Origin of the sequence: Microbispora triticiradicis (assembly GCF_005864065.1) — a bacterium.
Taxonomy (GTDB): domain Bacteria; phylum Actinomycetota; class Actinomycetes; order Streptosporangiales; family Streptosporangiaceae; genus Microbispora; species Microbispora triticiradicis.
Map to the genome: position 1 here is coordinate 292987 of NZ_VANP01000009.1, position 25772 is coordinate 318758.

21 protein-coding genes and 1 tRNA gene are annotated in these 25772 nt (G+C 72.5%); 17 read left to right on the forward strand and 5 right to left on the reverse strand.

All coding sequences use genetic code 11. The annotated features are described in order from the left end of the window. The first annotated feature begins 92 nt into the window (after positions 1 to 92). Together FED44_RS23940 and FED44_RS23945 are read left to right on the forward strand one after the other, a co-directional pair. On the forward strand, positions 93 to 1784 hold the full coding sequence (locus tag FED44_RS23940) for a sigma factor-like helix-turn-helix DNA-binding protein (RefSeq protein ID WP_138462117.1): 1692 nt from the start codon (positions 93 to 95) through the stop codon (positions 1782 to 1784). 157 nt (positions 1785 to 1941) lie between these two features. Next, entirely contained in the window at positions 1942 to 2481 is a 540-nt protein-coding gene (locus FED44_RS23945; protein ID WP_117408607.1) for a hypothetical protein, read from the forward strand. On the opposite strand, the gene pdxR is transcribed toward FED44_RS23945, so the two are convergent. Beyond that, positions 2459 to 3859, reverse strand: a complete 1401-nt coding sequence (pdxR, locus tag FED44_RS23950) for a MocR-like pyridoxine biosynthesis transcription factor PdxR (protein ID WP_244302193.1) — start codon at positions 3857 to 3859, stop codon at positions 2459 to 2461. The genes FED44_RS23945 and pdxR overlap by 23 nt on opposite strands. Positions 3860 to 3988: 129 nt before the next feature. On the opposite strand from pdxR, the gene FED44_RS23955 reads away from it, so the two are divergent. The 11 genes from FED44_RS23955 (at position 3989) to FED44_RS38195 (ending at position 15935) form a co-directional block, all read left to right on the forward strand. Next, on the forward strand, positions 3989 to 4630 hold the full coding sequence (locus FED44_RS23955) for a pyridoxamine 5'-phosphate oxidase family protein (RefSeq protein ID WP_138462119.1): 642 nt from the start codon (positions 3989 to 3991) through the stop codon (positions 4628 to 4630). A gap of 102 nt (positions 4631 to 4732) precedes the next feature. After that, positions 4733 to 6250, forward strand: coding sequence for a serine/threonine-protein kinase (locus FED44_RS23960; RefSeq protein WP_244302194.1), 1518 nt, complete (start codon positions 4733 to 4735; stop codon positions 6248 to 6250). Positions 6251 to 6317: 67 nt separating this feature from the next. Continuing rightward, positions 6318 to 7676, forward strand: coding sequence for a protein kinase family protein (locus FED44_RS23965; protein ID WP_154956637.1), 1359 nt, complete (start codon positions 6318 to 6320; stop codon positions 7674 to 7676). Between the two features lie 19 nt (positions 7677 to 7695). Next, entirely contained in the window at positions 7696 to 8880 is a 1185-nt protein-coding gene (locus FED44_RS36560) for a DUF2510 domain-containing protein (RefSeq protein WP_208759140.1), read from the forward strand. 21 nt (positions 8881 to 8901) lie between these two features. After that, the gene (gene orn, locus FED44_RS23975; RefSeq protein WP_138462121.1) at positions 8902 to 9498 is read left to right on the forward strand and encodes an oligoribonuclease; all 597 of its coding nucleotides are present in this window, start codon (positions 8902 to 8904) and stop codon (positions 9496 to 9498) included. 111 nt (positions 9499 to 9609) lie between these two features. Then, positions 9610 to 9685, forward strand: a tRNA-His gene (locus FED44_RS23980). Between the two features lie 91 nt (positions 9686 to 9776). Further along, complete coding sequence (locus FED44_RS23985; RefSeq protein WP_167521573.1) at positions 9777 to 10301, forward strand: PadR family transcriptional regulator; 525 nt, start codon at positions 9777 to 9779, stop codon at positions 10299 to 10301. Next, positions 10298 to 10978 carry an ABC transporter ATP-binding protein gene (locus FED44_RS23990; RefSeq protein WP_111698006.1) on the forward strand — a complete coding sequence of 227 codons (681 nt, stop codon included), beginning with the start codon at positions 10298 to 10300 and terminating at the stop codon, positions 10976 to 10978. The genes FED44_RS23985 and FED44_RS23990 overlap by 4 nt, the downstream gene beginning before the upstream one ends. Then, positions 10975 to 13197, forward strand: a complete 2223-nt coding sequence (locus FED44_RS23995; protein WP_138462123.1) for an FtsX-like permease family protein — start codon at positions 10975 to 10977, stop codon at positions 13195 to 13197. Before FED44_RS23990 ends, FED44_RS23995 begins: the two co-directional genes overlap by 4 nt. A gap of 8 nt (positions 13198 to 13205) precedes the next feature. After that, the gene (locus FED44_RS24000) at positions 13206 to 15506 is read left to right on the forward strand and encodes a penicillin acylase family protein (protein WP_138462124.1); all 2301 of its coding nucleotides are present in this window, start codon (positions 13206 to 13208) and stop codon (positions 15504 to 15506) included. Between the two features lie 141 nt (positions 15507 to 15647). Continuing rightward, entirely contained in the window at positions 15648 to 15935 is a 288-nt protein-coding gene (locus FED44_RS38195; protein ID WP_279633909.1) for a helix-turn-helix domain-containing protein, read from the forward strand. Here the strand turns inward: FED44_RS38195 and lat are convergent. After that, positions 15855 to 17129 carry an L-lysine 6-transaminase gene (gene lat / locus FED44_RS24010; RefSeq protein ID WP_138462125.1) on the reverse strand — a complete coding sequence of 425 codons (1275 nt, stop codon included), beginning with the start codon at positions 17127 to 17129 and terminating at the stop codon, positions 15855 to 15857. The two genes, FED44_RS38195 and lat, sit on opposite strands and share 81 nt — an antisense overlap. Before the next feature lie 227 nt (positions 17130 to 17356). Between lat and FED44_RS24015 the strand changes: the two genes are divergently transcribed. Beyond that, positions 17357 to 18712, forward strand: a complete 1356-nt coding sequence (locus FED44_RS24015; protein WP_138462126.1) for a transaminase — start codon at positions 17357 to 17359, stop codon at positions 18710 to 18712. Further along, positions 18709 to 19155 carry an Lrp/AsnC family transcriptional regulator gene (locus FED44_RS24020; protein WP_111698011.1) on the forward strand — a complete coding sequence of 149 codons (447 nt, stop codon included), beginning with the start codon at positions 18709 to 18711 and terminating at the stop codon, positions 19153 to 19155. The genes FED44_RS24015 and FED44_RS24020 overlap by 4 nt, the downstream gene beginning before the upstream one ends. A 20-nt stretch (positions 19156 to 19175) precedes the next feature. Here the strand turns inward: FED44_RS24020 and FED44_RS24025 are convergent, their stop codons facing one another. Next, positions 19176 to 20798: a penicillin-binding transpeptidase domain-containing protein gene (locus FED44_RS24025; RefSeq protein WP_138462127.1), complete on the reverse strand. Its 1623-nt coding sequence runs from the start codon at positions 20796 to 20798 to the stop codon at positions 19176 to 19178. Positions 20799 to 20830: 32 nt separating this feature from the next. On the opposite strand from FED44_RS24025, the gene FED44_RS24030 reads away from it, so the two are divergent. Further along, on the forward strand, positions 20831 to 21673 hold the full coding sequence (locus FED44_RS24030; protein ID WP_244302195.1) for a spermidine synthase: 843 nt from the start codon (positions 20831 to 20833) through the stop codon (positions 21671 to 21673). A 28-nt stretch (positions 21674 to 21701) separates the two neighbouring features. Here FED44_RS24030 and FED44_RS24035 read toward each other — a convergent pair whose 3' ends face one another. Together FED44_RS24035 and FED44_RS24040 are read right to left on the reverse strand one after the other, a co-directional pair. Continuing rightward, positions 21702 to 23636 (reverse strand): HNH endonuclease signature motif containing protein, encoded by a 1935-nt coding sequence (locus FED44_RS24035; RefSeq protein WP_167521574.1) that lies wholly within the window; start codon positions 23634 to 23636, stop codon positions 21702 to 21704. Between the two features lie 1133 nt (positions 23637 to 24769). Beyond that, positions 24770 to 25042 (reverse strand): 4a-hydroxytetrahydrobiopterin dehydratase, encoded by a 273-nt coding sequence (locus tag FED44_RS24040; protein WP_111698014.1) that lies wholly within the window; start codon positions 25040 to 25042, stop codon positions 24770 to 24772. Positions 25043 to 25088: 46 nt separating this feature from the next. On the opposite strand from FED44_RS24040, the gene FED44_RS24045 reads away from it, so the two are divergent. Then, on the forward strand, positions 25089 to 25742 hold the full coding sequence (locus tag FED44_RS24045) for a class II aldolase/adducin family protein (protein WP_244302197.1): 654 nt from the start codon (positions 25089 to 25091) through the stop codon (positions 25740 to 25742). Positions 25743 to 25772 lie beyond the last annotated feature (30 nt).

The following is a 25772-nucleotide window of genomic DNA, read 5'->3' on the forward strand; positions in this document are numbered from 1 at the left end:
CGCGCGGCCCGTAAACGGCGCCCGTCAGGGCGGCGTCCCACTCGTGTGGGGATCGGCGACATCCGGTTCCGTCACACGGGGAGGAATATCCGTTGCCCGAATGGCCCGGCGTCGGGCGAGCCGACGACCATCGACTGCTGGAGGCGCTGCGGCGCGGCGACGCCGAGGCGGCGGCCGCCCTGTACGACGCGTACGCCGACCGGCTGAGCGACTATGCCTACACCCTGCTTCGCGACCTGGAGGCCGCGGCGCGCGCCATGCACGACGCGCTGGTCGCCGCGGCCTGCTACGCGGATCGGCTGACCGAGCCCGCCCGGCTGCGGGCGTGGCTGTACGCGCTGACCCGGTCCGAGTGCGCCGCGCCCGAGACCACGGGCGGCCACGCCGGACCGGTGATCGCTCTCGACGAGTCCGCCGATCCCCCGCTCGCCGCGCTCGTGCAGGAGGTGCTGGGGGAACTCGGCGCCGCCGAGCGCGAGGCGCTCATCCTCGCCGTACGGCACGGCCTGACCCCCGCCGAGGCCGGATCGGTCCTCGGGCTGTCCTCCCGGCAGGTGTCGGCGCGGCTCGGCCGGGCCCGGGACCACCTGGAGAACGGCGCGGCGGCCCTCGTGCTGGCCAGGGTCGCCCGGGCCCACTGCCCCGGCCTGTCGGCGCTGGTGGACAACGGCGTGGGCGCCGACTGGCGGGACGGGCCGCTGAGCGACCCGCTGCGCAAGCGGCTGAGCAGGCACGTCGCCGGCTGCGAGATCTGCCGGGAGGGCCGGGGCAGGCACGTGTCGGCCGAGCGGCTGCTGGACATGATCCCCGTCGCGTATCCGCCGCTGTCCGCCCGCCGCCAGGTGATCGACTCGATCCTGCGCACCGACCCCCCGGCCGACGCCACCGCTCCCCTCGACCACCGCGGCTTCCCGGCCGCCGCGGGGCCGAGGCGGGCCCGGCGCAGCGGTGGGCACAGCAGTGGGCACGGGGGTGGGCGCAGCGGTAGGCAAGGCGGTGGGCACGGGGGAGCGCGCAGACGGCCCCGGCCGCTCAAGGTGGCCCCGGTGCTGCTCGCCGCCGCCTGCGTCTTCGCCACCGCGGGCGGGCTCGCGCTGGTCTCCGGGGAGTCCCCCGCCGACCGCCTGGAGGCGGTGCGCGTGCCCCCCGCCGCTTCCCCTGCCCCTTCCCCCGCGCCGGACCCCGCCCTGGACCCCGCGATGGATCCCGCGCTGGATCTGGACGAGGGCGACCCGCCGGCCGACGAGGGCCCGGCCGACGAGCAGGCCGACGACCAGAACGACGGCGACCCCTCCGCGCCTCCGGACGACTCCCCCCACCCGGCCGCGACCGCCCCGCCCCACACCCTCCCACCGCCGGGGCGGTCGCGGCCGACATCCTCCCGTACGACCCGCGCGCCGAGGCCGTCGCTGACCGCCCTGTGCCCGGGCGACCTCGGCGGGGCCACCGGCGCGACGATCACCCTGGCCGCGCGCGGCTCGGTGATCGAGTGGACGGCCGCCGCGTCCGGCGGCGTCACCGTCTCCCCCCGGCAGGGCAGGCTGCGCGCGGGGGCGAGCGGCCGGATCACGCTCGCCGTCGCCGATCCGGCGGTCCCGGGCAGCGGTGTGGTGACCTTCCGGTCGGCCGCGGGCCGGCCGTCCTGCCGGATCTCCTGGGACGGGCAGGAGGGGAACGGCGACGACGGTCCCGGCCCGACCACCCGGCCCAGTGACGACCCCGGTGACGGGTCCACCCCCAGCCCGAGCCCCGCCGACGATCCGGTGTCCTCTCCTTCCTCGTGAGGAGATCCGCACCGGGCGGTAACAATCAGGCGACCTGAGGTGTCGAGGAAAGTTTGAAAGGGGAAAAACGACGCGACCGAGGATTTGAGGGGGCATTGTGGCCCAAGCATGGCTGCCCGGCGCAAGCCGACTTCCCTCCCCCGGGGACTCCGGATCGATGCTCGGAGGAGCCCCGAGGACCGTCTGGTTCATCTGGCCCGCCGATCCCCACGGGGTTTCGGCCAGATCCGTCGCCCAGCGGCTGATCCATCTCCGCCGACCCTCCCACCTGGTGTGGAACCCGGTGACCGGGGAGATCGTCCAGTTGCTCCCGCCCACCCTGGCGGGCGGCGCGCTGGCGGCGGACCGGGGCAGGAACGGACGGGTCTGCGTGCAGATCCACGTCATCGGTTCGGCGAGGGAACCGTTCACCGACACCAAGCTCGACGGCCTGGACGACATCCTGGCCTGGCTCGACTCCTGGGGGGTGCCGCGCCGCTGGCCGGCCGGTCCCCCGCTGCCCTATCCCCACTCCCTGGCGGCGGAGCGCAGCAGGCGCCTGTGGGCGCGGGGCGGGCACTTCGGCCACTCCCAGGTGCCCGGCACCCGGGAGGGCGACCCGGGGTCGATCGACATCGCCCGCATCATCGGAGAGGACGCGCCCGGCCTGGAGGATGCCCTGCCCAGGGGCGGGCTCAGGCTTCTCCAGGAGGTATGAGCGCCCGGATCACCGCGCATCCGCGCCGTACCCCGGCGAGGGAGGCGGAGCCGTACCCCAGCACGAGGCCGTGCACCCGGGGCGGCCCGAGGTGGTGGCGTTCGGTCGTGTCCAGGAGCACGCCGTGTTCCCCGGCCCGCCGTACGAGGCCGGGGACGACGGCGGCGGACAGCGCGACCATCACGTGGAGCCCGGCCGTGTCGCCACGCACGCACGGCCCGAGCGCCTCGACGATGGCGGCCCTCCGGCGGGCGTACTCCAGCCGCATCCTGCGCAGGTGCCGGTCGAGGTCGCCGCGTTCCAGCAGGGTCGTCACGGCCCGCTGGACCGGCCCCGACGTGCGGTCGGCGACGCGCGCCCGGCGCTCGGCGACCCTGCCGAGCAGGTCCGCCGGGGCGACCAGCCAGCCGAGGCCCACGTCGGGACCGAGCGACTTCGACAGCGTGCCGAGCAGCACCACCCGCGCGGGGTCGAGCCCGTAGAGCGCGGGCAGCGGCGCGACGTCGTAGCGGAACTCGGCGTCGTAGTCGTCCTCCACGACGATCGCGCCCGTCCTGCGGGCCCAGGCGAGCAGCCGCTCCCTGCGCGGGATCGGCAGCCTGCCGCCCACCGGGAACTGGTGCGCGGGCGTGGTGTAGAGCACCCGCAGGTCGTCGGGGAGCGCCTCGACGATCACGCCCTGCTCGTCCACCGGGCAGGGCACGACCTCCGCCCCCCGCGAGGCGAACACGCGCCGGGCCGCCCCCCAGCCCGGCTCCTCGACCCCGGCCCGGGTTCCCGGACCCAGCAGCGTCGCCGCGACCAGGTCGAGGCCGTTGCCGGTGCCCCGGGTCACCATGACGTTCCCCGCGTCCACCGGCACCGCCCGGGCCCTGCGCAGGTGCCCGGCCAGCAGTTCGCGCAGCTCCGGGTGGCCGTAGGGGTCGGGGAAGGCGTTCAACGGCAGGTCGCCGGCGGATCGCCAGGCCCGCCGCCAGGCCGCCCGGTCGTACCCGAACACCCACGGCCGCCCCGGCCGCAGGTCCACCACGTCCCCGGGAGCGGCCGACGCCGGGGCGTCCTCTCCCGTCCCGGCCGTGCCGGTGGCGGCGTGGTCCGGGACCGCGTACTCGTACGGCAGCGCGTCCTCGGCGACGTAGGTTCCCGATCCGTGCCGTCCCTCCAGCCACCCCTCCGCGTAGAGCTGCTGGTAGGCGTCGGTCACGACGGTCCTGCTGACCCCCAGCAGGACCGCGAGCCTCCGGGTTGACGGCAGCCGCTCCCCCGCCTTGAGCCCGCCCGTACGCATGGCCTCCCGCAACTGGGCGGCGACCTGGACGGCGAGCGGCGCCGGAGCGGCGCGGTCCACCGTCACCGGCACATCGATGGTCAGGCGCACAGCGTTCTCCGCAAAAGTGTTCTCCGCAAAAGTGGTCTCCGCAAAAGTGGTCTCCGCAAAAGTGGTCTCCCCGCGGCGGCCAGAAGTGGACATGTTCCACCAGTCCACCCTGGACATAACGTAACGGACATGCTCTCCACGACCCCGCGCACCACCCTGAACCGCTCGAAGGACCGGGCCCGCACCGACCGCGCCGACCTGTACGCCATCCTGGACGCCGGTCTCGTCTGTCACCTCGGCGTGCTGGCCGGCGGCTCCCCCATGGTGATCCCCACCGGCTACGGGCGGATCGGCGACACCCTCTACCTGCACGGCTCCACCGGGGCCGCCTCGCTGCGGGCCGGCTCCGGCGCTCAGGTCTGCGTCACCGTGACCCACCTCGACGGCGTCGTGCTGGCCCGTTCCGCGTTCCACCACTCGGTGAACTACCGCTGCGCCATGGTCTACGGCACGGCCCGGCTCGTGGACGACCCCGAGGAGCGGCTCGCCGGGCTGCGGGCGATCACCGAGCAGCTCGCGCCCGGTCAGTGGGACGTCGTACGCCCGCCCGACCGGAAGGAGATGGCCGCGACGGCCGTGCTCGCGCTGCCATTGGAGGAGGCGTCGGTGAAGGTGCGGCAGGGACCGCCCAAGGACGACGAGGAGGACTACGACCTGCCCGTCTGGGCGGGCGTGCTGCCGCTCGCCGTGTCCTGGGGCGTCCCCGAGCCCGACCCGCGCCTCACCCCCGGCATCCCGGTTCCGCCACACGTCGGGGACCGCCGGTACTGACACCAAACCTAACTGAATCATGACTTTTCATCGCAATGGCGGGGTCGTCACTAAGCTACGGTTTCGGATTCGGCGGGGGTCCCGGGCGATGAGGAGACCGTTATGTACGGCCAGACGGACGCCTGGCGCGTCCCCGGCTATACCGAGATCAAGGAACTCGGCGTGGGGGGCGGCGGGCGGGTGGTGCTCGCCCGGCACGACGCCGACGACGTCCCGGTGGCGATCAAGTACCTGTCCGATCAGTTGATGACGGACCTCCACTTCGTCGCCCGGTTCCGGCACGAGGCCCGGCTGCTCGCGGCGATGGATCCCAATCCGCACGCCGCCCGCTTCTACGAGTACGCCGAGACCTCCCGCGGCGCGGCCATCGTCATGGAACTGGTCGACGGCGTCTCGCTGCGCGCGATGCTGCGATCGGAGGGGCCCACCGGCCCCGAGGCCGCGCTCACCGTGCTGAAGGGCTCGCTGCTCGGCCTGGCCTCGGCGCACGAGATCGGGGTCGTTCACCGGGACTACAAGCCGGAGAACGTCATGGTCGAGGCCGACGGCAACAGCAAGCTCGTCGACTTCGGCATCGCCGTCCAGGCCGGCGAGGGCGTGAACGCCTCCGGCACCCCGCCGTACATGGCGCCGGAGCAGTGGTCCGGCGGCAGGGCGGGCCCGGCCGGCGACGTCTACGCGGCCACCGTCGTGTTCTTCGAGTGCCTCACCGGCAGCCGGCCGTTCCGCGCCCAGAACATCGCCGCGCTGGCCCGCCAGCACCAGACCATGCCTCCGCCGGTCGACGAGGTGCCGCCGCCGCTGCGCGGGCTCGTGGAGCGCGGCATGGCCAAGCGGCCCGAGGACCGGTACGCCTCCGCCGAGGAGTTCCTGCGGGAACTGGAGACCGTCGCCGCCGGCGCGTACGGCCCGGCCTGGGAGGAGCGGGGACGGCGGCGGCTCGCGGCGCTCGCCGGGCTGCTGGTGCCGTTCTTCCCCCTCAAGAAGGACGTTCCCGAGGCCGGCACGACGCTGGCCGAGACCCGGCTGGGCGGCCTGCTGGGCCAGGCCCGGATGAAGATCGGCCTGACCCTGGCCGGAATGGTCGTGATCGCGGCCGGAACCGTGGCGCTGGTGCAGACGGTCAGCGGGACCACCCTGCAGGCGGGCACGACGATCGCGACGCCGAGCCCTCTCGGGATCGATCCCTCGACGACCGGCGACACTCCCACTGAGGAGCCGGAGGACTCGGAGCCCTCCCCCGCGCCCTCCCCCGTCTCCACCAGCCCGAAGCCGGTCGCCTCACCGACGCCGGTCGTCCGGCCCACCGCGACCGGCCGGCCGAACGTGAACCCGACCCTCCGGCCGACGCGCAGGCCGACCGTGAAACCGACGGTCAAGCCCACCGTGCGGCCGACGCCGCGGCCCACGGCCCGGCCCACGACGCGGCCGAAGCCCTCGGCGAAGCCCACCTCGCAGCCCGACCCCACGGTCACCGCGTCGATCCCCGGCGACCCGCCGACCACGCGGCCCTCCCCCAGGCCGAGCGCCACCCGGACCTCGACGCCGCCCACGACGCGGCCCACCCCGACCGTGAGCGAGCCCGGCGGCGGTTCGCCCTCGGAGGAGCCCCCCCGGTGACGACCGGCCTCGTTCCCGCCACACTTGCCGTGGAGCGTACGCGTGGACGGCACCGGAGGCGGCGCAGATGCGAGAAGGCGTGACGGTCGCAGGGCACCGGCTCACCGGCCGCACCCGGATCAGCGAGGCCGGCGTCTGGACGGACGCGGTCTCCCCCGGCGGCAGGCCGTCCGGCGTGCTGCGGTTCGAACCAGCGGCGGCGGCCCGGGCGAGGGAACGGCTGGTCGCGACGGTCGCCGACGACCTGCGCCTCCAGCGCGGCGGGGCCGCCGGGCTGCTGCCCGTCGTCGACCTGGTGGCCGCGCGCGACGAGGTGTGGCTGATCACCGGCCGCGCGATGCCGTCCCTCGACGAACTGCTGAGGAGCGCCGGCGGGCATCTCGACGCGGGCAGCGTGGCCGCCGTCCTCCTGGAGACGGCGCAGACGCTCGCCTCCGTACACGCCGCCGGGCTGACGCACGGCGCGTTCGGCGCCGGAACCGTCGTCGTCTCCGAGGACGGCGCGGCGCTGCTCGCCGAGCGCGGCCTGGTGGCGGCGCTCCGCGGCGAGCACGTGCCGCCGGAACACGACGTCGCGGCCTGGGTGACGCTCGCCCGGCGACTCGCCGCCGGACAGACGGCCGGGCCCGAGGCGGATCTCCTGCACCGGGCGATCAGCGCCGCCACCGCCCACGGGCTGGCCGCCGCCCGTGACACCCTGCTCGCCGGGCGCGAGGGGCTGCCGCCCGGGTTCATGACACGGGACCGGCTCGCCCGGGCCGCACGCGACTTCTTCGGGCCTGTTCCCGGCCCTGTGCCCGGTTCTGGGCCCGGCTCTGTTCCCGGCTCTGTGCCGGCCGCGGGCGAGGCGGTGACCCTGCTCGACCTGCCCTCCGGCATGGACGACGACGTGCTGATGCGGTTCGGGCCCGGCGTGCCGACCGAGACCCCGGCCGAGACCACGGCGGCGCAGATCTGGCGGTCGGGCCGGACCTCCGCCGTCGCCCGGGCGCGCCCGGCCGCCGCCCCGCCCCGGCGCCGCCGGCGTACGACGGCCTGGGCGGGCACGGCGCTGCTGGCGATCCTGATCGCGGCGGTGATCCTGTGGCTCCGGCAAACACCCGCCGTGGAGGCCGCGGTGAGCGGCGTCGACGTCAAGGTGGCCAAGAAGACGGTGCGCTGTGACGGCACGGCCGACTTCGTCGGGGTGGTCACGACCAACGGCGGGGCCGGGACGATCCGCTACCTCTGGATCCGCAGCGACGACCGCAAACGGCAGGAGCAGGAGCAGCGGGTATCCTCCGGAGACACGTCGGTACATCTCCCCCTGCACTGGAAGGTGACCGGCCCCGGATCGTTCAAGGGATCGGCGACGCTCCGTGTCCTTTCCCCCACGACGACCGGAAAATCGATTCAGGACACGGCAAGTTTTACCTACAAATGCTGACTTCATTAGTGTGGCGCGCATGACGACGACCCCTGCCGGCTGGTATCCGGACCCGTACGGCTCCCCCCTCCTGCGATGGTGGGACGGCAATCAGTGGACCGACGCCACCCACGCCCCCGGACAGCCGGGGCAGGAGGCCGCGGCCGCACCCGATCAGACGGCACCGCCCCAGACGGCGCCGGCCCACACCGTGCCGGCCCACACCGTGCCGAGTCAGGCTGTGCCGAGTCAGGCTGTGCCGAGCCAGGCCGCACCGGCCCAGCAGTGGACCCAGCCCTCGGGCGGTCCCGGAGGTTACGGCCCCGGAGGCCCCGCAGGTCCCGGTCCTGGGGGCCCTGGAGGCTATGGCCCCGGGGGTTACGGGCCGCCGTGGGGCTATCAGGGTCAGCAGGGCGCGCCGACGGCCCAGCTTCCCGCGCCCCAGTTCGGCACGCAGCAGCGGAGCACGGCGGTGTGGCCGTGGATCGTCGGGGGCATCGCGGCGGTGGTCGTGCTGGCGCTCCTCATCGGCGGCGCGTTCGTCCTCCTGCGCGACCGTGCCGGAACGGTGACCGCCCGCCCTGAGCCGGCGACGACGGCTCCGCCACGGCTGGACCAGACCGTGCCGCCCCAGCCGAGCCCGGAGCAGTCCCGGCCGCTGCCCACGCTGCCGGAGCCGACCGGCGGCCGGATCAACGACTCGGTGTCCGGGCTGTCCTACGCCTTCCCGGGCGGCAAGTGGGTGGTGCCGAAGTCGCAGGAGATCAACAACCCGGCCAACGAACAGTTCCCGCTGTGGACGAGCGGCTACCAGGCGATGTCCCAGCAGGACTACGACGGCAAGGGCAGCAGCTGGGTGGGCAGCGTCTTCGCCGCCGAACTGCCCCGGGTCATCCCCTACACCGGCCCCCAGGACTTCGAGCGGCTCTCCCAGACGATGCTCGTCGCGTACGAACCCGCCTTCTACGGCCTCCCGCACACACGCAAGGTCCTGCGCAGCGAGGCCATGAAGGTGAGCGGCAAGCAGGGCTGGGTCATCGAGTTCGAGATGGACTTCTCCAAGGCGTCCACCGCCCAGAAGCTCGCCTGGAAGACGGAGCGGGGCGCGTTCGTCCTCGTGGACCGCGGCCAGGGGGTCCAACCGGCGATGTTGTACGTCTCGGTGCCCGACAACCTGGACCAGTCGGTCGTCAAGCGGGTGCTGAACTCGCTCCAAGCCCAGTGACGTCCCTATTACGCTTGAGGCATGACTGACCCGCTGGTTTGGATCGACTGTGAGATGACCGGGCTCGACCTGGGCCGTGACGCGCTGGTCGAGGTGGCCTGCATCGTCACCGACGGTGAGCTGAACCAGCTGGACGAGGGCGTGGACGTCGTCATCAAGCCGCCCGCCGAGGCGCTGGAGCAGATGTCGGACGTCGTGCGGGAGATGCACACGGCCTCGGGACTGCTGCGGGCCCTCTCGACGGGGGTGACGCTGGCCGAGGCCGAGGCGGTCGTGCTCGGCTACATCCGGTCCCACATCCCCGAGGCCAAGCGGGCGCCGCTGTGCGGCAACTCCATCGCGACCGACCGCGCCTTCATCGCCCGGGACATGCCTCTGGTGGACGGCCATCTGCACTACCGGATGATCGACGTGTCGTCGATCAAGGAACTCGCCCGCCGCTGGTATCCCCGGGTCTACTTCGCCTCTCCCGAGAAGCAGGGTGGACACCGCGCGCTGGCCGACATCACGGAGAGCATCCGGGAGCTGCGCTACTACCGTGCCGCGGTCTTCGTCCCGCAGCCGGGTCCCGACTCGGCCACCGCCCGCGAGGTCGCCGAGGCCGTCTCCGGATCGTAGGCGGCGGACCTTCGGACCCCCCGGACCTCGGGAGGGACGTGCGGTATCGAGGGCGCGGAGGACTCGAAAATACCGCTACACTTTCTTCGTACGCCGCGAACGGCGGACATGGTGGGTGTAGCTCAGCTGGCAGAGCGCCAGGTTGTGGTCCTGGATGTCGTGGGTTCAAGTCCCATCACTCACCCCAACGGCGAACGGCCGGTCCTCACGGACCGGCCGTTCGTTTTTCCATGAGCGATTATCACCTCCGCGTATACACTCAATGTATAGTCGCGGACATGACCGTTCCCCTCGCGTTGCTCGGCCTGCTGGAACGGGAGCCGAGCCACGGATACGACCTGAAACGCGACTACGACACCCTCTTCGGCCGGGGCAGGCCGCTGCCCTTCGGGCAGGTGTACTCCACGCTGGGCCGCCTGGCCAGGGACGGCAAGGTCGCGGGCCAGAGCGAACCGGGCGACGGGCCGGACCGCAAGCGCTACGCCATCACCCCGCTGGGCAGGCAGGAGGTCGCCACGTGGCTGGCCGAACCGGTCGCGGCCGAGCCGTACCTGCAGACCGTGCTGTTCACCAAGGTCGTGCTGGCGCTGATGCTGGGCCGGGACGCGGCCGGCTATCTGGACGCGCAGCGCGCCACGCACATGCGGCGCATGCGGGAGCTGGCGGAGATCAAGCGCGGCGGCCCTCTGACCGACGCCCTGCTGGCCGACCACGCCATGTTCCACCTGGAGGCGGACCTGCGGTGGATCGACGTCACCCAGGCCCGGCTGGGGGCCCTGGCCGAGGTGGTGCGCGCGTCGTGATCATCGAAGCTCGGGGGGTCAGCCGCTCCTACGGCAGCACGCCCGCGCTGCGGGAGGCGAACCTGTCGGTTGCCGCGGGCGAGGTCGTGGCGATCATGGGTCCCAGCGGGTCCGGCAAGTCGACGCTGCTGCACTGCCTGGCCGGCATCTTCACGCCCGACAGCGGCGAGGTGTGGTTCGACGGACGCCGGTTGGACACCCTGGACGACGGCCGCCGCAGCGAGCTGCGGCGCACCGCCTTCGGCTTCGTCTTCCAGTTCGGCCAGCTCGTGCCGGAGCTGACCGCTGCCGACAACGTGATGCTGCCGCTGCTGCTGGGCCGCACCAGGAGAAAGCACGCCCAGCGGCGGGCGGCCGAATGGCTGGAGCGGCTGGAGCTGGCCGACCTGGGCGGCCGGCGCACCGGGGAGCTGTCCGGCGGGCAGGCGCAGCGCGTGGCGATCGCCAGAGCGCTGGTGACGCGGCCGCGGGTCGTGTTCGCCGACGAGCCCACCGGCGCGCTGGACACGCTCACCGGCGAGCACGTGATGGACCTGCTGGTGGGCCTGGCCCGCGAGGAGGGCGCCACCGTGATCGTCGTCACCCATGACGCCCGGGTGGCCGCCTGCGCCGACCGGGAGGTCGTGGTGCGCGACGGCCGTGTCTCCGACCCGTACACGATCGGGGCCGTCCGGTGATCCGGCTGGGCCTGCGGCTGTCGCTGAGCAGCGGCAGGGAGGCGGCGGCCAGGCTGGCGCTGATCGTCGTCGGGGTGGCGGCCGGCGTCGCGGTGCTGCTGGCCACGCTGTCGCTGTTCAACGCCTTCCAGGCCACCGGCGGCCGTCCCTGCTGGGAGTGCACGACCGGCTCGGCGCCCAGCGGCTGGGCCCTCGACGCGACGGCCGACGGCGCGCTGTGGAACTACCACGAGGACTTCTACGGGGGCCGGACGATCAAGAGGCTCGACGCCGCCGCGCTCGGCACGCGGGCGCCGGTCGTCCCCGGCCTGTCCCGCATGCCGGGCCCGGGGCAGTACTACGCCTCGCCCGCGCTGGCCGGGCTGCTGGACTCGGCACCCCGTGAGGAGCTGGCCGCCCGCTTCCCCGGCACGCGCGCCGGACTGATCGGCGACGCGGCGCTGTCCGGGCCCGACGAGCTGGTCGTGGTGGTAGGACAGACGCCGGATCAGGTCGTCGCCATGCCCGGCGCCAGGCAGGTCGACACGGTCTCCACCGAGCCCGCGTTCGGCGACAGCGCGGACGTCTACCGGTTCGGCTTCGGCATGGCAGCCGTCGGGCTGATCGTCCCGCTGCTGGTGCTCGTGGGCACCGCCACCCGGCTGGCCGCGGCTCGCCGCGAGACCCGCTTCGCCGCGATCCGCCTGGTCGGAGCGACCACGCGGCAGATCAACGTGCTCGCGACGGTGGACGCCGCGCTGGGCGCGCTGGTGGGCGCGCTGACCGGCCTCGCGATCTTCCAGCTCGTCCGGCCGGCCGTGGCCGAGGTGCGGATCACCGGTGCCCGGTTCTTCCCCGGGCTGGTCTCCCCGCACGCCTGGCAGTACGCGGCCGTGCTCTGCGGCGTACCGGTCGTGGCGGCCTGCGCCGCCCTGTGGTCGCTGCGCCGGGTGCGGATCTCGCCGCTCGGCGTGGCGCGGAAGACCGCCGCGTCCCCGCCGCGAGCGTGGCGGGTGATCCCGCTGCTGGCGGGGCTGGGGATGTTCGCGGGCCCGGTGTACCGGAACGGTGAGCCCGACGATCTGCCGGCCGTCGTCGCGCTCGCGCTGGTCATGGCCGGGCTGATGCTGGCCGGTCCCTGGCTGACCATGGTCGCCGCACGGCTGGCCGCCCGGCTGACCCGGGGCGGAGCGACGCTGCTGGCCGCGCGCCGCCTGGCCGCCGATCCGAAGACCGCCTTCAGGTCGGTGAGCGGGCTGGTGCTGGCGGTGTTCATCGGAACGACGATCGCGGCCCTCGTGCCGACGGTGGTCGCCGGCCAGCAGAAGGTGGCCGGGGGCACGCTCAACGACGTTCTGGGCGCCAGGTTCGACCGGCCGGGCGTCTCCGGCCTCTCACCGCGGGCGGGGACGGAGCTCCTCGACCGGCTGCACGCCCGCCCGGGCGTGGACGTGCTGCCGATCTACGCGCGGCCGGTCAATGCCGGCCCGCGGCCCGACGGCCCGCCGCCCATGCCGTACGTCGTCGAGTGCGCCGACCTGGCCCGCTTCCCCGTACTCGGCCGCTGCCCTGTGAACATCGACGGCAGGGACGCCCGGGCCGTGGCGGGCAACTTCGCCCGCATCGTCGGCGCCGACAACCCTCTCACCGTCGACAGACTCCTTCCGCTGGCGGGCCCGGCCAGCCCGCACGCCTCCGCCGACGGGCTCGACCTGGCGGCCATCATGATCACCACACGCGATCCCGCGACACCGGAGCGGCTGCGCACCCTGCTGTCCGGCTACACCGTCGAGGCGCCGATGACCTTCGGCGAGGTCGCCGAGGTCAGGGCGGACCTCTACGTTCGGGCGGAGAACGTCGCGCTGGCCATGGTCGGGCTCACCCTGGTCGCCGGTGCCTGCGGCCTCGTGGTGGCGGCCGGCGGCGGGCTGGTGGAGCGCAGGCGGCCGTTCACCCTGCTGCGGCTGGCGGGCACGCCCACGCGCACCCTGGCCGCGGTGGTGCTGCTGGAGTCGGCGCTGCCGCTCGTGCTGGCCGCCGCGCTCGCCGCCGGCTCCGGCTTCGGCGTGGCCGAGCCGCTCATCGACGCCCTCGCGATGAGGAGCGCGTCGATCGCGATGCCGGGGCCCGTCTACTTCGCCTGCCTCGGCGGCGGCCTGGCCGCCTCCCTCCTGGTGATCCTCACGACGCTGCCGCTGCTGCGGCGCATGACCACGCCCGACAACGCGCGTTTCGAATAGGAGCTCCCATGAGGCTCATGCCTACTGCGGCGATCACGCTGGCGTTACTCGCCCCCGCACTCGCCCCCGCCGTCGCGGCCGTACCCCCCGCGGAGGCGGCCGGCGGAGGCTATTCGGCCACGATCCGGCGCACCGAGTACGGCATCCCGCACATCACCGCCAAGGACTACGGCGGCCTCGGATTCGGGTACGGCTACGCCTTCGCCCAGGACAACCTGTGCACGCTGGCCTCCTGGGTGGTGACGCTGCGCGGCGAACGCTCCCGCTACTTCGGCCCGAAGGCCGAGTCCGACGATCCGGTCCGCCCGGTCTCCAATCTCGCCGGCGACGTCTACTACAAGAGCGTCGCCGCCTCCGGCGTCGTACGGCGGCTGCTGGCCCGGCCCGCGCCGGTCGGCCCGAGCGACGAGCTGCGCCGCCTGGTCGACGGCTACGTCGCCGGATACAACCGCTACCTCGAGGACACCGGCGTGGCGAACCTGCCCGACCCCACCTGCCGGGGCAAGGCGTGGGTCGGCCCGATCACCGCCACCGACATGTGGAACAACCTGCTCGACCTCGCCCGCATGACGTCGAGCTCCTCGTTCAAGGAGGCCGTCACCGGGATAGCCGAACCCGAACCTGAGGGACCGCAACCCAAGCCGGCGGCCGGCAGCAACGCCTGGGCGCTCGGCCGTCAGGCCACGCGCGGGGGCGGCGGCATGGTGCTGGCCGACCCGCACTTCCCCTGGCAGGGGATCCGCCGCTTCTACCAGGTCCAGCTCACCATCCCCGGCGTGCTCGACGTCTCCGGCGGCAGCCTGTACGGCACCCCGGTCGTCCAGATCGGCCACAACGCCAAGGTCGCCTGGACCCACACCGTCTCCCACGCCCAGCACTTCACCGTCTACCGGCTGAAGCTCGCGGACGGCCACAGCTACACCGTGGACGGCCGGGCCGAGCCGATGGGCGAGCAGGAGGTGGAGGTCACCCTGCCGGACGGCACCGTCTCCGGCCACACGCTCCTCACCTCCCGCTACGGCCCGGTGCTCGCCATCGGCCGGACCGACGAGGCCGCGTACGCGCTGGCCGACGCGAACGCCGCCAACCTGCGGGCGGCCGACGAGTGGCTGGCGATGGCCAGGGCGGGCAGCCTCGACGAGCTGCGCACGGCCCAGCGGACCTACCAGGGGATGCCGTTCGTCCACACCCTCGCCACCGACGCGAGCGGGACCGCCTACTTCGCCGACACCTCGCTCGTCCCCCACGTCACCGACGCCGAGGCGGAGCGCTGCGCCAGGCCCTCGCCCGTTCCGGGCCTCGATGCGTACGTCCTGGACGGCTCGACGTCCGCGTGCCTGTGGGGCAGGGACGGCGACGCCGTCGTGCCGGGCGTCTTCGGGCCGGGCAACCAGCCGAGGCTGGTCCGCGCCGACTACGTGGCCAACTCCAACAACACCTACTGGATGACGAACCCGGCGAAGCCGCTCACCGGCTATCCCGAGGCGTACGGCCAGACGGGCACCGATCTGGAGCCGCGCCCCCGGGTCGGCCTCGACATGATCGCCCAGCGGCTGTCCGGCGCCGACGGGCTTGGCACGCCCGGCTTCACGCTGGAGACGCTGCAGGCCACGGTGCGCGGCAAGCGCAACCTCACCTTCGAGCTCATGCGCGACGACCTGCTGAAGCTGTGCCGCGCCCACCCCGAACTCCTGGACGTGCGCGAGGCCTGCCGGACGTTGGAGAAGTGGAACGGGCGCGCCACCCTGGACGGCGAGGGCGCCGTCCTGTGGCGCGAGTTCTTCAGCCGGCTGGGCCGCCCCACCAAGCCGGGAGAGCCGGTCTTCAGCCCGTGGCGGGTCCCGTTCGACCCCGCGCGCCCGCTGACCACCCCGAGCGGGCTGAAGATCGACGACCCGACCGTACGGCAGGCCCTCGCCGACGCCGTGCTCCGCTTCCGGTCCAACCGGATTCCCCTGACGCTCACCCCCGGACAGGCGCAGAGCTACTCCTCGATCCCGATTCCCGGCTGCACAGAAGGAGAGGGCTGCTTCGACCGGGTGCGCACGGGCGGACCGCTGGGCACGGACGGACGCTATCCGGAGGTGAACACCGGCTCCAGCTTCATGATGGCCGTGGAGCTCACCAAGGACGGCCCCCGCACGCGGACCGTCCTCACCTACTCCCTGTCCGCCAACCCCGCGTCGCCGCACCACACGGACCAGACGGCGCTGTTCTCGCGCGGCGGGTGGGTGACCGAGCGCTTCACGCCGGCCGAGATCGCCGCCGATCCGCGCCTCGAAACCGTCACGGTCCACGGGGGGCATTGACCCGGGCAAGTCAGCCCTCTTAGCCCCCATTGGTGGACATTGCGGGTTATGCTGCCTGACAACCGCCGCGCGGGGGCCCCGGCGATCTCTGACGTCTTCGACGGAGGCCGGATGAGAGGCGACGACCACACCGCCCTTGGGTTGAGTAAGCGAGAGAGCGAGGTCATGGAGCTGATCGCGACAGGTCACTCCAATGGCGAGATCGCCCAGCGGCTGTTCCTGAGCGAGAAGACCGTGAAGAACCACGTGAACCGCATCTACGCGAAGCTGGGCGTGGAGTCGCGGGTCAGGGCCATCTGCCGCTGGCGCGGCGAGGCGGAGCCGTCCGGGGAAGGACGGGAGAGGTGCTCAGACGCCGGCGAGGCAGGCGCGGAGACCGGCGAGGCCGTGCTCAAGCTCGTCGGGCTGGACGGACAGGGCAGGGCGTAGCCGCACCGACCGCTCGCCGCAGCGCAGGACCAGGATCGCCCGCTCCTCCCGCAGCCGGGTGACCAGCCCGCCGGGGTCGGGGACGTCGAAGGCGCACATGAGCCCGCGACCCCGCGCGTTGGCGACCAGGCCGTCGGACTCCAGGCCCCGCAGGGCGCCCAGCAGCTTCTCGCCCAGGATGGCCGCTCTCGGGATCAGCCCGTCCCGCTCGATGATCTCCAGCATCCGGCGGGACCGCACCATGTCGGTCAGCCCGCCGCCCCAGGTGGAGTTGATCCGGCCGCTCACCCGGAACACGTTGTCCGGCACCAGGTCCACCCTGCGGCCCGCCATGATGCCGCCGACCTGCACCTTCTTCGCGAAGGCCACGATGTCGGGGGCCAGCCCGAGCTGCTGGTACGCCCAGGGCGTGCCGGTGAGACCCACCCCGGTCTGCACCTCGTCCAGCACGAACAGCGCCTCGTACTCGTGGCACAGGCCCTGCACGGCCCGCAGGAACTCGGGGCGCATGTGGTTGTCGCCCCCTTCGCCCTGGATCGGCTCGGCGATGAAGCAGGCGATGTCGTGGCGGAACCGCTCGAACGCCTCCCTCGCCTGCGCCAGCGCCCGCTTCTCGGCGCGTTCGACGTCCCCGAGGTGGATCGCCGGGACGTCGACGCGCGGCCAGTAGAACCGGGGGAACCGGTCGGTCTTGACGGCGTCGGTGTTGGTGAGCGAGAGCGCGTAGCCGCCGCGGCCGTGGAAGGCCCGGGTCAGGTGGAGGACCCGGGTGCCGAGACCCGGATGGCGGCCGTGGGCTTCATTCCAGCGGCTCTTCCAGTCGAAGGCGCACTTGAGGGCGTTCTCCACGGCCGCCGACCCACCCTCGACGAAGAACAGGTGCGGCAGTTCCGGGTCGCCGAGCACCCGCCGGAACGTCTCGACGAACTCGGCGAGGTGCACGGTGTAGATGTCGGAGTTGGCGGGCTTGTTGGCCGCCACCCGGCCGAGCAGTCCGACGAACCCGGGGTCGCCGGCGAAGGGGTTGACCCCGAGCGGCGAGGAGGCGAAGAACGTGTAGAAGTCCAGATACCTGCGCCCGTCACGGGCGTCGACCAGCCAGGAGCCCGCGCTCCGGTCCAGGTCGAGCACCAGCCGGAAGCCGTCGACGAGCAGGTGCCGTGCGAGGGCGTCGTGCACAGCGCTGGGGTCCATGTCGCCTCCGCGTCAGGCCGGGAGACGAGATGATTCCCTCACAGTCGGTCATCTATGTGAATGGTTTCCGCCTTACTACCGTCCGGGAAGAATATTTTTCAGACGAGAAGTTTTCCCGACTACGGACGCGACCACCCCGGTGATGACGAAACGAAGGCGGTGGTGTACCTTTGCTTCAGAATCCGTGGCCGACACTGGGTTCGGCAAGCTTTTCTGAGGCAGGGACCATGATCGACCGTACTCACCTGGCCCGGCTGCTCGACCGCGAGCGTGGCCTCTTCCGGGAGCGGAACCCGCGCTCGGCTGCCGCGTACGAGCAGGCGAGAGGGCATCTCTTCGGCGGCGTGCCGATGACGTGGATGAACAAGACGGCCGCGGGCTTCCCGCTGTACCTGGCCGAGGCCCACGGCGCCCGCGTCACCGACCTCGACGGCCACGAGTACGTCGATCTCTGCCTCGGCGACACGGGCGCGATGGCCGGGCACTCACCGCGGGCGACCGTGGAGGCGGTCGCCGACCGGTTCGGCCGCCTGGGCGGCGCCACCGTGATGATGCCGACCGAGGACGCCGCCTGGGTCGGCGCCGAGCTCGGCCGCCGGTTCGGCCTGCCGTACTGGAGCTTCTCGCTGACCGCCACCGACGCCAACCGGTGGGCGATCCGACTGGCCCGGGCGATCACCGGAAGGCCGAAGATCCTGGTGAACAGCTACTGCTACCACGGCAGCGTGGACGAGGTGCTGATCGTGGTCGGCCCTGACGGCCGGCAGGTGTCCCGCGAGGGCAACGTCGGCGCACCGGTCGACCCCACTGTGACCTCCCGCGTCGTGGAGTTCAACGACCTGCCCGCGCTTGAGCGCGAACTGGCGTACGGCGACGTCGCGGCGGTCCTGATGGAGCCCGCCCTGACCAACATCGGGATCGTGCTGCCCGAGCCCGGCTACCTGGAGGGCGTGCGCGAGCTGACCCGGCGGCACGGCAGCCTGCTGATCAACGACGAGACCCACACCTTCTCGGCCGGGCCCGGCGGCTGCACGAAGGCCTGGGACCTGCGTCCCGACATCGTGACGATCGGCAAGGCCGTCGGCGGCGGCATCCCGAGCGGCGGGTACGGCCTGTCGGCCGAGGTCGCCGCGCGGATCGAGGCGATGGACGGGCTCGACCTGATCGACATGGGCGGGGTCGGCGGCACGCTGGCGGGCAACCCCCTGTCGGTCGCCGCCATGCGGGCCACGCTGGAGCACGTGCTCACCGACGACGCGTTCACCGCCATGACCGAGCTGGCGACCCGCTTCGCCAAGGGGGTCGAGGAGATCATCGGCGACCACGGCCTGCCGTGGTCGGTCAGCCGGCTGGGCGCACGCGCCGAGTATCGCTTCACCAGCCCGGCCCCGCGCAACGGCGGCGAGTCGAACGCGGCCGGCGATCCCGACCTGGACGACTACCTGCACGTCTACCTGGCCAACCGGGGGGTGCTGCTCACGCCGTTCCACAACATGGCGCTGATGTCCCCGGCCACCACCGAGGCCGACGTGGACCGGCACCACGAGGTGTTCGCGGCGGCGGTCGCCGAGCTGGTCGCATGATCCCGGACGAGATCGACCGGGTCCTGCTGCGCGAGCTGCAGCGGGACGGCCGGGCCTCCTACACCGCGCTCGCCGAGGCGACCGGCCTGTCCGCCCCCGCCGTACGGCAGCGGGTGCAGCGGCTGCGCGACGAGGGCGTCGTGCAGATCGTCGGGGTCACCGACCCGATGGCGCTGGGCCTGCCGGTCATGGCGCTGATCGGCGTACGCGTCGACAGCGACGTGCACGAGGTCGCCGACCGGATCAGCGAACTGTCCGGCGTGATCTACGTGGTGCTCACGGCGGGCTCGTTCGACCTGTTCGCCGAGGTGGTGTGCCGGGAGCCCGCCGAGCTCCTCGCGGTGCTCAACGACCACGTCAAACGGGTGCCCGGCGTCACCAGGGCCGAGGCGTTCACCTACTTCGGGATCCACACCCACCGGTTCGCCTGGCCCGGTGTCTGAAGGGTCGGCGTCCGAAGGGTCTAGAGGGCCTTCAGGAAGCGGGCGGCGATGGGCACGGCGGCGCTCCGCCCGGTGCCGCCGTGCTCGACGAACACGGCGAAGGCGAGGTCACCCTGGTAGCCGATGAACCAGGCGTGGTCCTGGCCGCCCTGCCAATCCTCCGCCGTGCCGGTCTTGCCGGCCACTCCCTCCGGCAGGTGGGCCTCGGCGGCGGTCCCGTCGACGGTGACCGCGCTCATCATGTCGCGCAGCCCCTCCGCCACGTTCGACGGTAGGGGCACGCTCTGCGGCAGCTCGCCCTGGGACGCCTCGTCCGCCAGCGGGCGGGCCGGCCGCCACTCGCCGCTCTTCACCGCCGCCGCGACCAGCGCCATGCACAGCGGGGTCGCCTCGACCGTGCCCTGCCCGAAGGAGTCCTCGGCGAGCGCGTCGGGGTTCTCCGGCCGTTTCAGGCTGCCGCACGTGTAGCCTCCGCCCTCCCCGCCGCCGTTCTCCCCCTGCACGCCGAAGCCGAACGCCCTCGCCTGCTCGACCAGCCTGTCGGCGTTCAGCCGCTCGACCGTCAGCCTGGCGAAGGTGGTGTTGCACGACAGGGCGAAGGCGTGGCGCAGCGTGACCGCCCCATGGTCCTCGTCGTGGTAGTTGGGGATCGCCCGGTGGAAGGGGATCTGGTACACCGCCGGGCACTCCACCGTGGTGTCGGGGGCCAGCCCTCCACCGAGCAGGGCGGCGGCCGTGACCGTCTTGAACGTCGAACCGGGGGCGTACTTGCGCTCGAAGGCGCCCCGTCCGCCCAGACGGTCGGCGACCGCGAGGATCTCCCCGGTCGTCGGTCGTATGGCGACGATGGCGGCCCGCTGCGGCACGCCGTCGAGCGCCCGGGCCGCCGCCGCCTGAACCGACCACTCGATGGTCGTCCGCACGCCGGCCGGTTGCTGCTTGGGCGTGTAGGCGAGGACGACCTTCGACGGCGATGCCGGGTTCTCGACCCGCAGCTCCCACCCCACCTCGACACCGTTCGTGGGCGCCGCCACCTGGCCCACCAGCCCGTCGAGGTACGCGTCGGCGTCCGAGTCCTGGGGAAACTCCTCTCCCTCCCGGGTCACCGGCCGCAGCGGCCCGGTCGTCGGCGTGGTCCTGACGAGGCGGCCACCGGCTTCGATCTCGGGAAACAGGACGGCCGGCGTCCACAGGACCTTCCAGGTGGCGTCCCGTACGGCCAGGCGCAGGACCGAGTCGAAGCGCCAGGGCCCCTTGTCCGGCTCGTCCCGCTCCTGCGTGAAGGGCACCTCGGCCGTCTCGTCCCCGTCGCGTTTCACGGTCCCGGGCGTGATCCGCATCGAGTTCGACAGCGCGGCGTCCTCGAACTGGCGGTGCTGGTCGGCGAAATCGGCCGGCGGCTCGTCGACGAGGTCGCGCATCGCCTCGTAGTCGCCCTTGGCCCAGGCGTCGAAGTAGGCGGCGGCCGTCTCGTCCGGCGAGCCGTCCGGACGCAGTTCGAGCGTTCGCGGAAGGGTGGGGGACGCGACCGGCGTGGCGACCATCACCGGCTCCTGCCTGCCCGAGCCCACGAGGCCGACCACGCCGAAGACGAAGATGGCCGCGGCGACCGTGACGAGGGCGAGCAGGGCCCTGTTCCGCATACGGTTCTCATATCACGCGAAAGGAGCCAAAGGTGGCAAGGAGCAAAGAACCGTTGCCAGGCCGCTATCAAGTGACCTTCGGCGAGGTGGAGCTCCTGCGCGACCTCGACCGGCCCGACGGGTGGATGCTGATCAGGGACGGCGTGCCCCAGTCGTACGTGGACCTGACCGATCCCACCTATCTGGACTTCTCCTACGTACAGCTCATCGCCGCCGTGATCGACTGCCTGCCGGAGGGCCCGCTCGACGCCGTGCACGTCGGCGGCGGAGCCTGCACGATCCCGCGCTACGTCTCCGCCCGCAGGCCCGGGTCCCGGCACATCGTCGTCGAGCCGGACGCCGGACTGGTCCAGCTCGTACGAGACCAGCTGAGGCTCAAGTCCGTGCCCCGGCTGAAGGTCCGGGTGGCGGACGGCCGCACGGCGACCGCCGCCCTGCCGGACGCCTCGGCCGACCTGTTCGTGCTCGACGCGTTCTCGGGCGCGACCATGCCGGTCGAGCTCGCGACCGCGGAGTACATGGCGGAGATCGCCCGTGTCCTGCGTCCCTCCGGTACCGCCCTGATCAACGTCGCGGACGGCAAGGGCCTGCCCTTCGTCAAACGGGTCGTCTCCACTGCCGCCCGCGTGTTCCCCCATACCGCGCTGCTCGCCGAACCCGGCATCCTGCGCGGCCGCAGGTTCGGCAACGTCATCCTGACGGCGGCCCCCGGGCAGTTGCCCGTCGAGACACTGACTCGCAGGGCCGCGGGCGGCCTAACCCAGGCCCGATGCGTCGCGGACGGGGACCTGACCCGGCTGGTCGCCGGGGCCGCCCCCATCCACGACGGGGACTCCATCCTCGCCCCCGTACCCCCTGCCGACCTGTTCGGCTGACCGGCCAGCGGCATCGAAGGGCCCGCCGTCATAGGCGCCGCCGGGCACTTTGGGGGGTTCGGGAGTCTCGGGGGTTGCGGTAGGTGAAGGCCCAGCGGTCGGCTCCGATCTTGCGGCGGGTGTAGCGGTTCGGGTGGCGGTAGCGGTCGCGGTTGTGGAACTGGCACGCCGGTCCCAGCAGTTTGAGGTCGGTCAGCCCGCCGCTGCACCAGTCCTCGGCGTGGTCGATCTGGCACAGGGTGGCGGGCAGCGGGCAGCCGTCCACCCAGCAGGTCGCATACCGGGCGAAGACGGCTCGCCGCTGCGCCGGGGTCGCCAGACGGACCTTGCGGCCCATGTCCAGCACCTGCCCACCGGCGTCCATCACGATCCGCACCAAAGTGCTGGTACGGGCAAGCCGATGCACGCCGGCGACAGGCAGCAGATGCCCGGTCGCCAGGATCAACCCCGGCAACCCCCGCAACCACACCCCCGGCGGCGGACTGTTCACCCCCACCCCCGGCCACGCGTCATCGTCGCGTTCCACCCCCGGCGGAGCATCGGCTCCTGTCCGGGACGTCCCATGCGGCGCCCCACCTGGCGTGAAGGCATGCCAGTAGCCCTCCGCCGGGCAGTCGTCGGCAGGGCAGTCCTCGCCGGGGCAGCCGTGAGCACGGCGATCCCCAGGGCACTCCCCGCTTGGACTGTCCTCCGTGTGAGCGCCAGTGGCGTCGTCGCTCTTGGTCGGGGGATCAGTCGAGGGATCAGGGGCATGCGTCTGCTCCGCACGAGCGCGCTGCGGATGCCACGCTCGGTGTCTGTGCGTCTCTGCCTCGTCGGCGTGCCCCTGCCGAGTGTCATCGACCTCGCCGACCTCACCAACCTCGCCGAGGTCGGCACGCTCGTCGCCGTGGACCGAATCGAAGTACGGCCAGACGACGGCCGGGCCGCCAGTGGCCGGGCGCTCGGGAGCAGAGGGCTCACTGTCGGCCTCGGTTGTGGCGGCGCAAGGCGTGCCGAAGCCCTCCCTGACGCAGGCGTCAGAGCCGGGGACGGAACCAGGGCCGCAGGAGCCGAGGTCAGGAGCAGGGCCGTCGCTCGGGTCGGCGTCTGAGGGGTCGCTGGTGGGGTGGTCGGCTGTGGGATCACCTGAGGGGTCGGTGCGCGAGGGGTCACTGGTGGGATGGTCGCCCGATGGGTCGCCTGAGGGATCGGCGCCTACGGGCTCGCCTGAGAAGTCGGCTGGGGGGTCGTCGGGAAGGGATTCGGCGTTGACCAGCACCAGGAGCTCGGTCGCGATCTTGTTCTCCAAGAACGCGATGAACGCATCGGCGTTCCGCACACTCGGGGTGCGGTCGTCGCCCTCGGCCTTCGGCTTGGCGTAGACGTCCAGCAGGTGCTGCAACCGCGCGGCCGCCTCGACCGGGAGGTAGAACTCTCCCTCCAGCCCGCCGTTCCTGCGCCGGCGCACCCGGAAGAACCGGCGGTCGAAGTCGGCCTGCTCGTCGCTTTCGTGGCCGTCGGGGTCCAGCACCGCCCGCAGATACCGCCCCGCCTTGGCCACCTCCGCCGCACCCGCCGACCCCGCCAACTCCAACAGAATCCCCTCGGCGGTGATCGCCTGCTCATCGGTCAACCCCGCAGTGGCCGTGCAGATCGCCTCCACGATCCCCTCCGCCAGGCTGCCCTCGGCGAACCGCTCACGCACCCGCGACAGACGACCCAACTCCATGCCCATCGTCACCAACCGACCGGCTCCGGGGGTGGTCATCCCGCCGACGGATCGCAGCCACAACCTGGTGGAGGCGTGCCCGTGGTTCTTCGCCTCCCCGGCCCGATGCACCCGCCCCACCCGGGCGGCCAGCGCCGAGGTGATGCGATCGCGGGCCGCCAGCAACTCCTCCGCCTCGGCCAGGCACACCTGTGCCGACTCAGGCACCGGCACCAGCGCCACCGCCCGCGCCGCCTCACCAACCGCCGCCACCGCCACCCACGACGACGAACCGCTGCCACCGGCATCCTGATCACGGCCCGCATCGTTCCGGCCGGCGCCCTCGGCACCGCCAGACGCACCACCAGAAGCACCAACGGAAGCACCGCCGGAAGCGCCGCTGTAGGTACCCGGGTACCCCCAGCGCCATCCCGGAGAAGCGGCGTCAGGAGAAGCACAACCAGGAGAAACACCGTCAGGAAAAGCACCGTCGGCAGCACCGCCAGCGGTGCGCCCTGCATCCGTGCGCGCGGCATCCGTGCGCGCGGCATCGGCATCGGCACCGGCGGGGGCGCCGCTGCCGGCATCTCCTGCGTGAGGGGCAGCGGCGGCGGAGCCGACTCCAGGGCCGAGGATGTCGGCATGGTCAGGAGCGCCATCAGGGGCGAGGCCATTCACGGTTTCGTCAACGCTGGAGTCGTCAACGCTGGAGTCGTCAGCGGCAGCGGTACCCGCACGTGTCGTAAATGCTCGAACGAAGGGGAAATTCGCCGGGATACCGTGCCGGCTCGCGTGCTCTCGCGTATCGGGATCGACGATCGGCACGTATTCACGGGCAAGTGCGCCCTCGGACGACCAAAGGGGCGAGCCGGCGATGAGCTGATCCCACCAGTCGCCATCACCAGTATCGTTCGAACGACGGAGGCGCTCAGGATCAGTGTCGAACAGATTCATCACACCTCCCCTGCCGATTCGAAATCCTGTATGAATTCTTCCACACCAGAGCGCCACGAACACCCTGAGCAGCGATTTTGCTGGAGTCACAGGCGCGCAGGGATGACGCTGCGACAGCGAATCAAATAAATCGGCATATATCACTGCGCAACGTACTGCACGGCGCCGTCAGCTCCCGAAACAAATTGCACAGCCACGTGCCGATCAAAGCCACCGCATAAGGGGGTCCAGCCGTGCGAAAGCGCCCATAAAAGCCGCAGCATGGGGCGGGACGACTCCGCGAACCGTGCTCGGGCGCAGCGGCGTGACGCCGCACCCGCGATGCGCAGGGCCGGCGGCAGCGCGAGCAGCGCGAGCAGCGCGGGCAGCGCGGGCAGCGCGGGCAGCGCGGGCAGCGCGAGCAGCGCGGGCAGCGCGAGCAGCGCGGGCTTCGATGATCGGGAGCCCGCGCTTCAGGGTTGTGCGGATCCTGCCTCGTGGTCGGCGACTATGGCGTCGATGCGGGCGGCGAGTTTGTAGTCGAGGTCGGTGAGGCCGCCCGCGTCGTGGGTGGTCAGCGCCAGATGCAGGGTGCGCCACCGGATGTCGATGTCGGGATGGTGGTTCAGTGCCTCGGCCTGCTCGGCGATGTCGTTGACGATCGCGATGGCCGTACGGAAGTCGCGGGCGACGACGGTCCTGCGGATCGTGTCACCCTCGCGACGCCACTCGGAAGCCTCGTACATGGGTTCAGGACATCACGAAAACCCGCCGATTGTGTAGATTCGCCGGGTGGATGACGGGGTGGACGAGCAGGTGAACGAGCGAGTGGACGAGCTGCGGCGTGAGCTGTGCGAGTACGGCCGCAGGGCGGCGGAACTCGGTCTGGTGATCGGGACCTCGGGCAACCTGAGCGCCCGGGATGGCGACCTGGTCGTCGTCACTCCGTCCGGAGTGGCGCTCGACCGGCTCCGGCCCGAGGACTGCCCGGTCCTCGACCTCACCGGCCGGGTGGTCGACGGCGGGACCAAGCCCTCCTCGGAGACGCCGACGCATCTCGCCCTGTACGAGGCGACCTCCGCGCGGGCCGTGGTCCACACCCACTCGGTCTTCGCGACCGTCGTCGCCTCCACCATGACCGAGCTGCCGCCGGTCCACTACAACGCGCTGCTGCTCGGCGGCACGGTCCGGGTCGCCCCGTACGCGACGTACGGCACGCCGGAACTGGCGCGGGGCGTCCTCGCCGCGATCGAGGGCAGGCAGGCCGCCCTGATGGCCAGTCACGGCGCGGTGACGATCGGGAACGGCCTGGAGCAGGCGTTCGAGGCGACCCGCCTGCTCGAATGGCTGTGCGAGGTCTACGTCCGCGCCCTGGGGGTGGGCCGGCCCGCGGTGCTCACCGAGGACCAGCTCACCGCCGTGATCGAACGCGCGCTCGCCGGCTGACCCCCGCGCCCGGAACCCGGGATGCGAAGC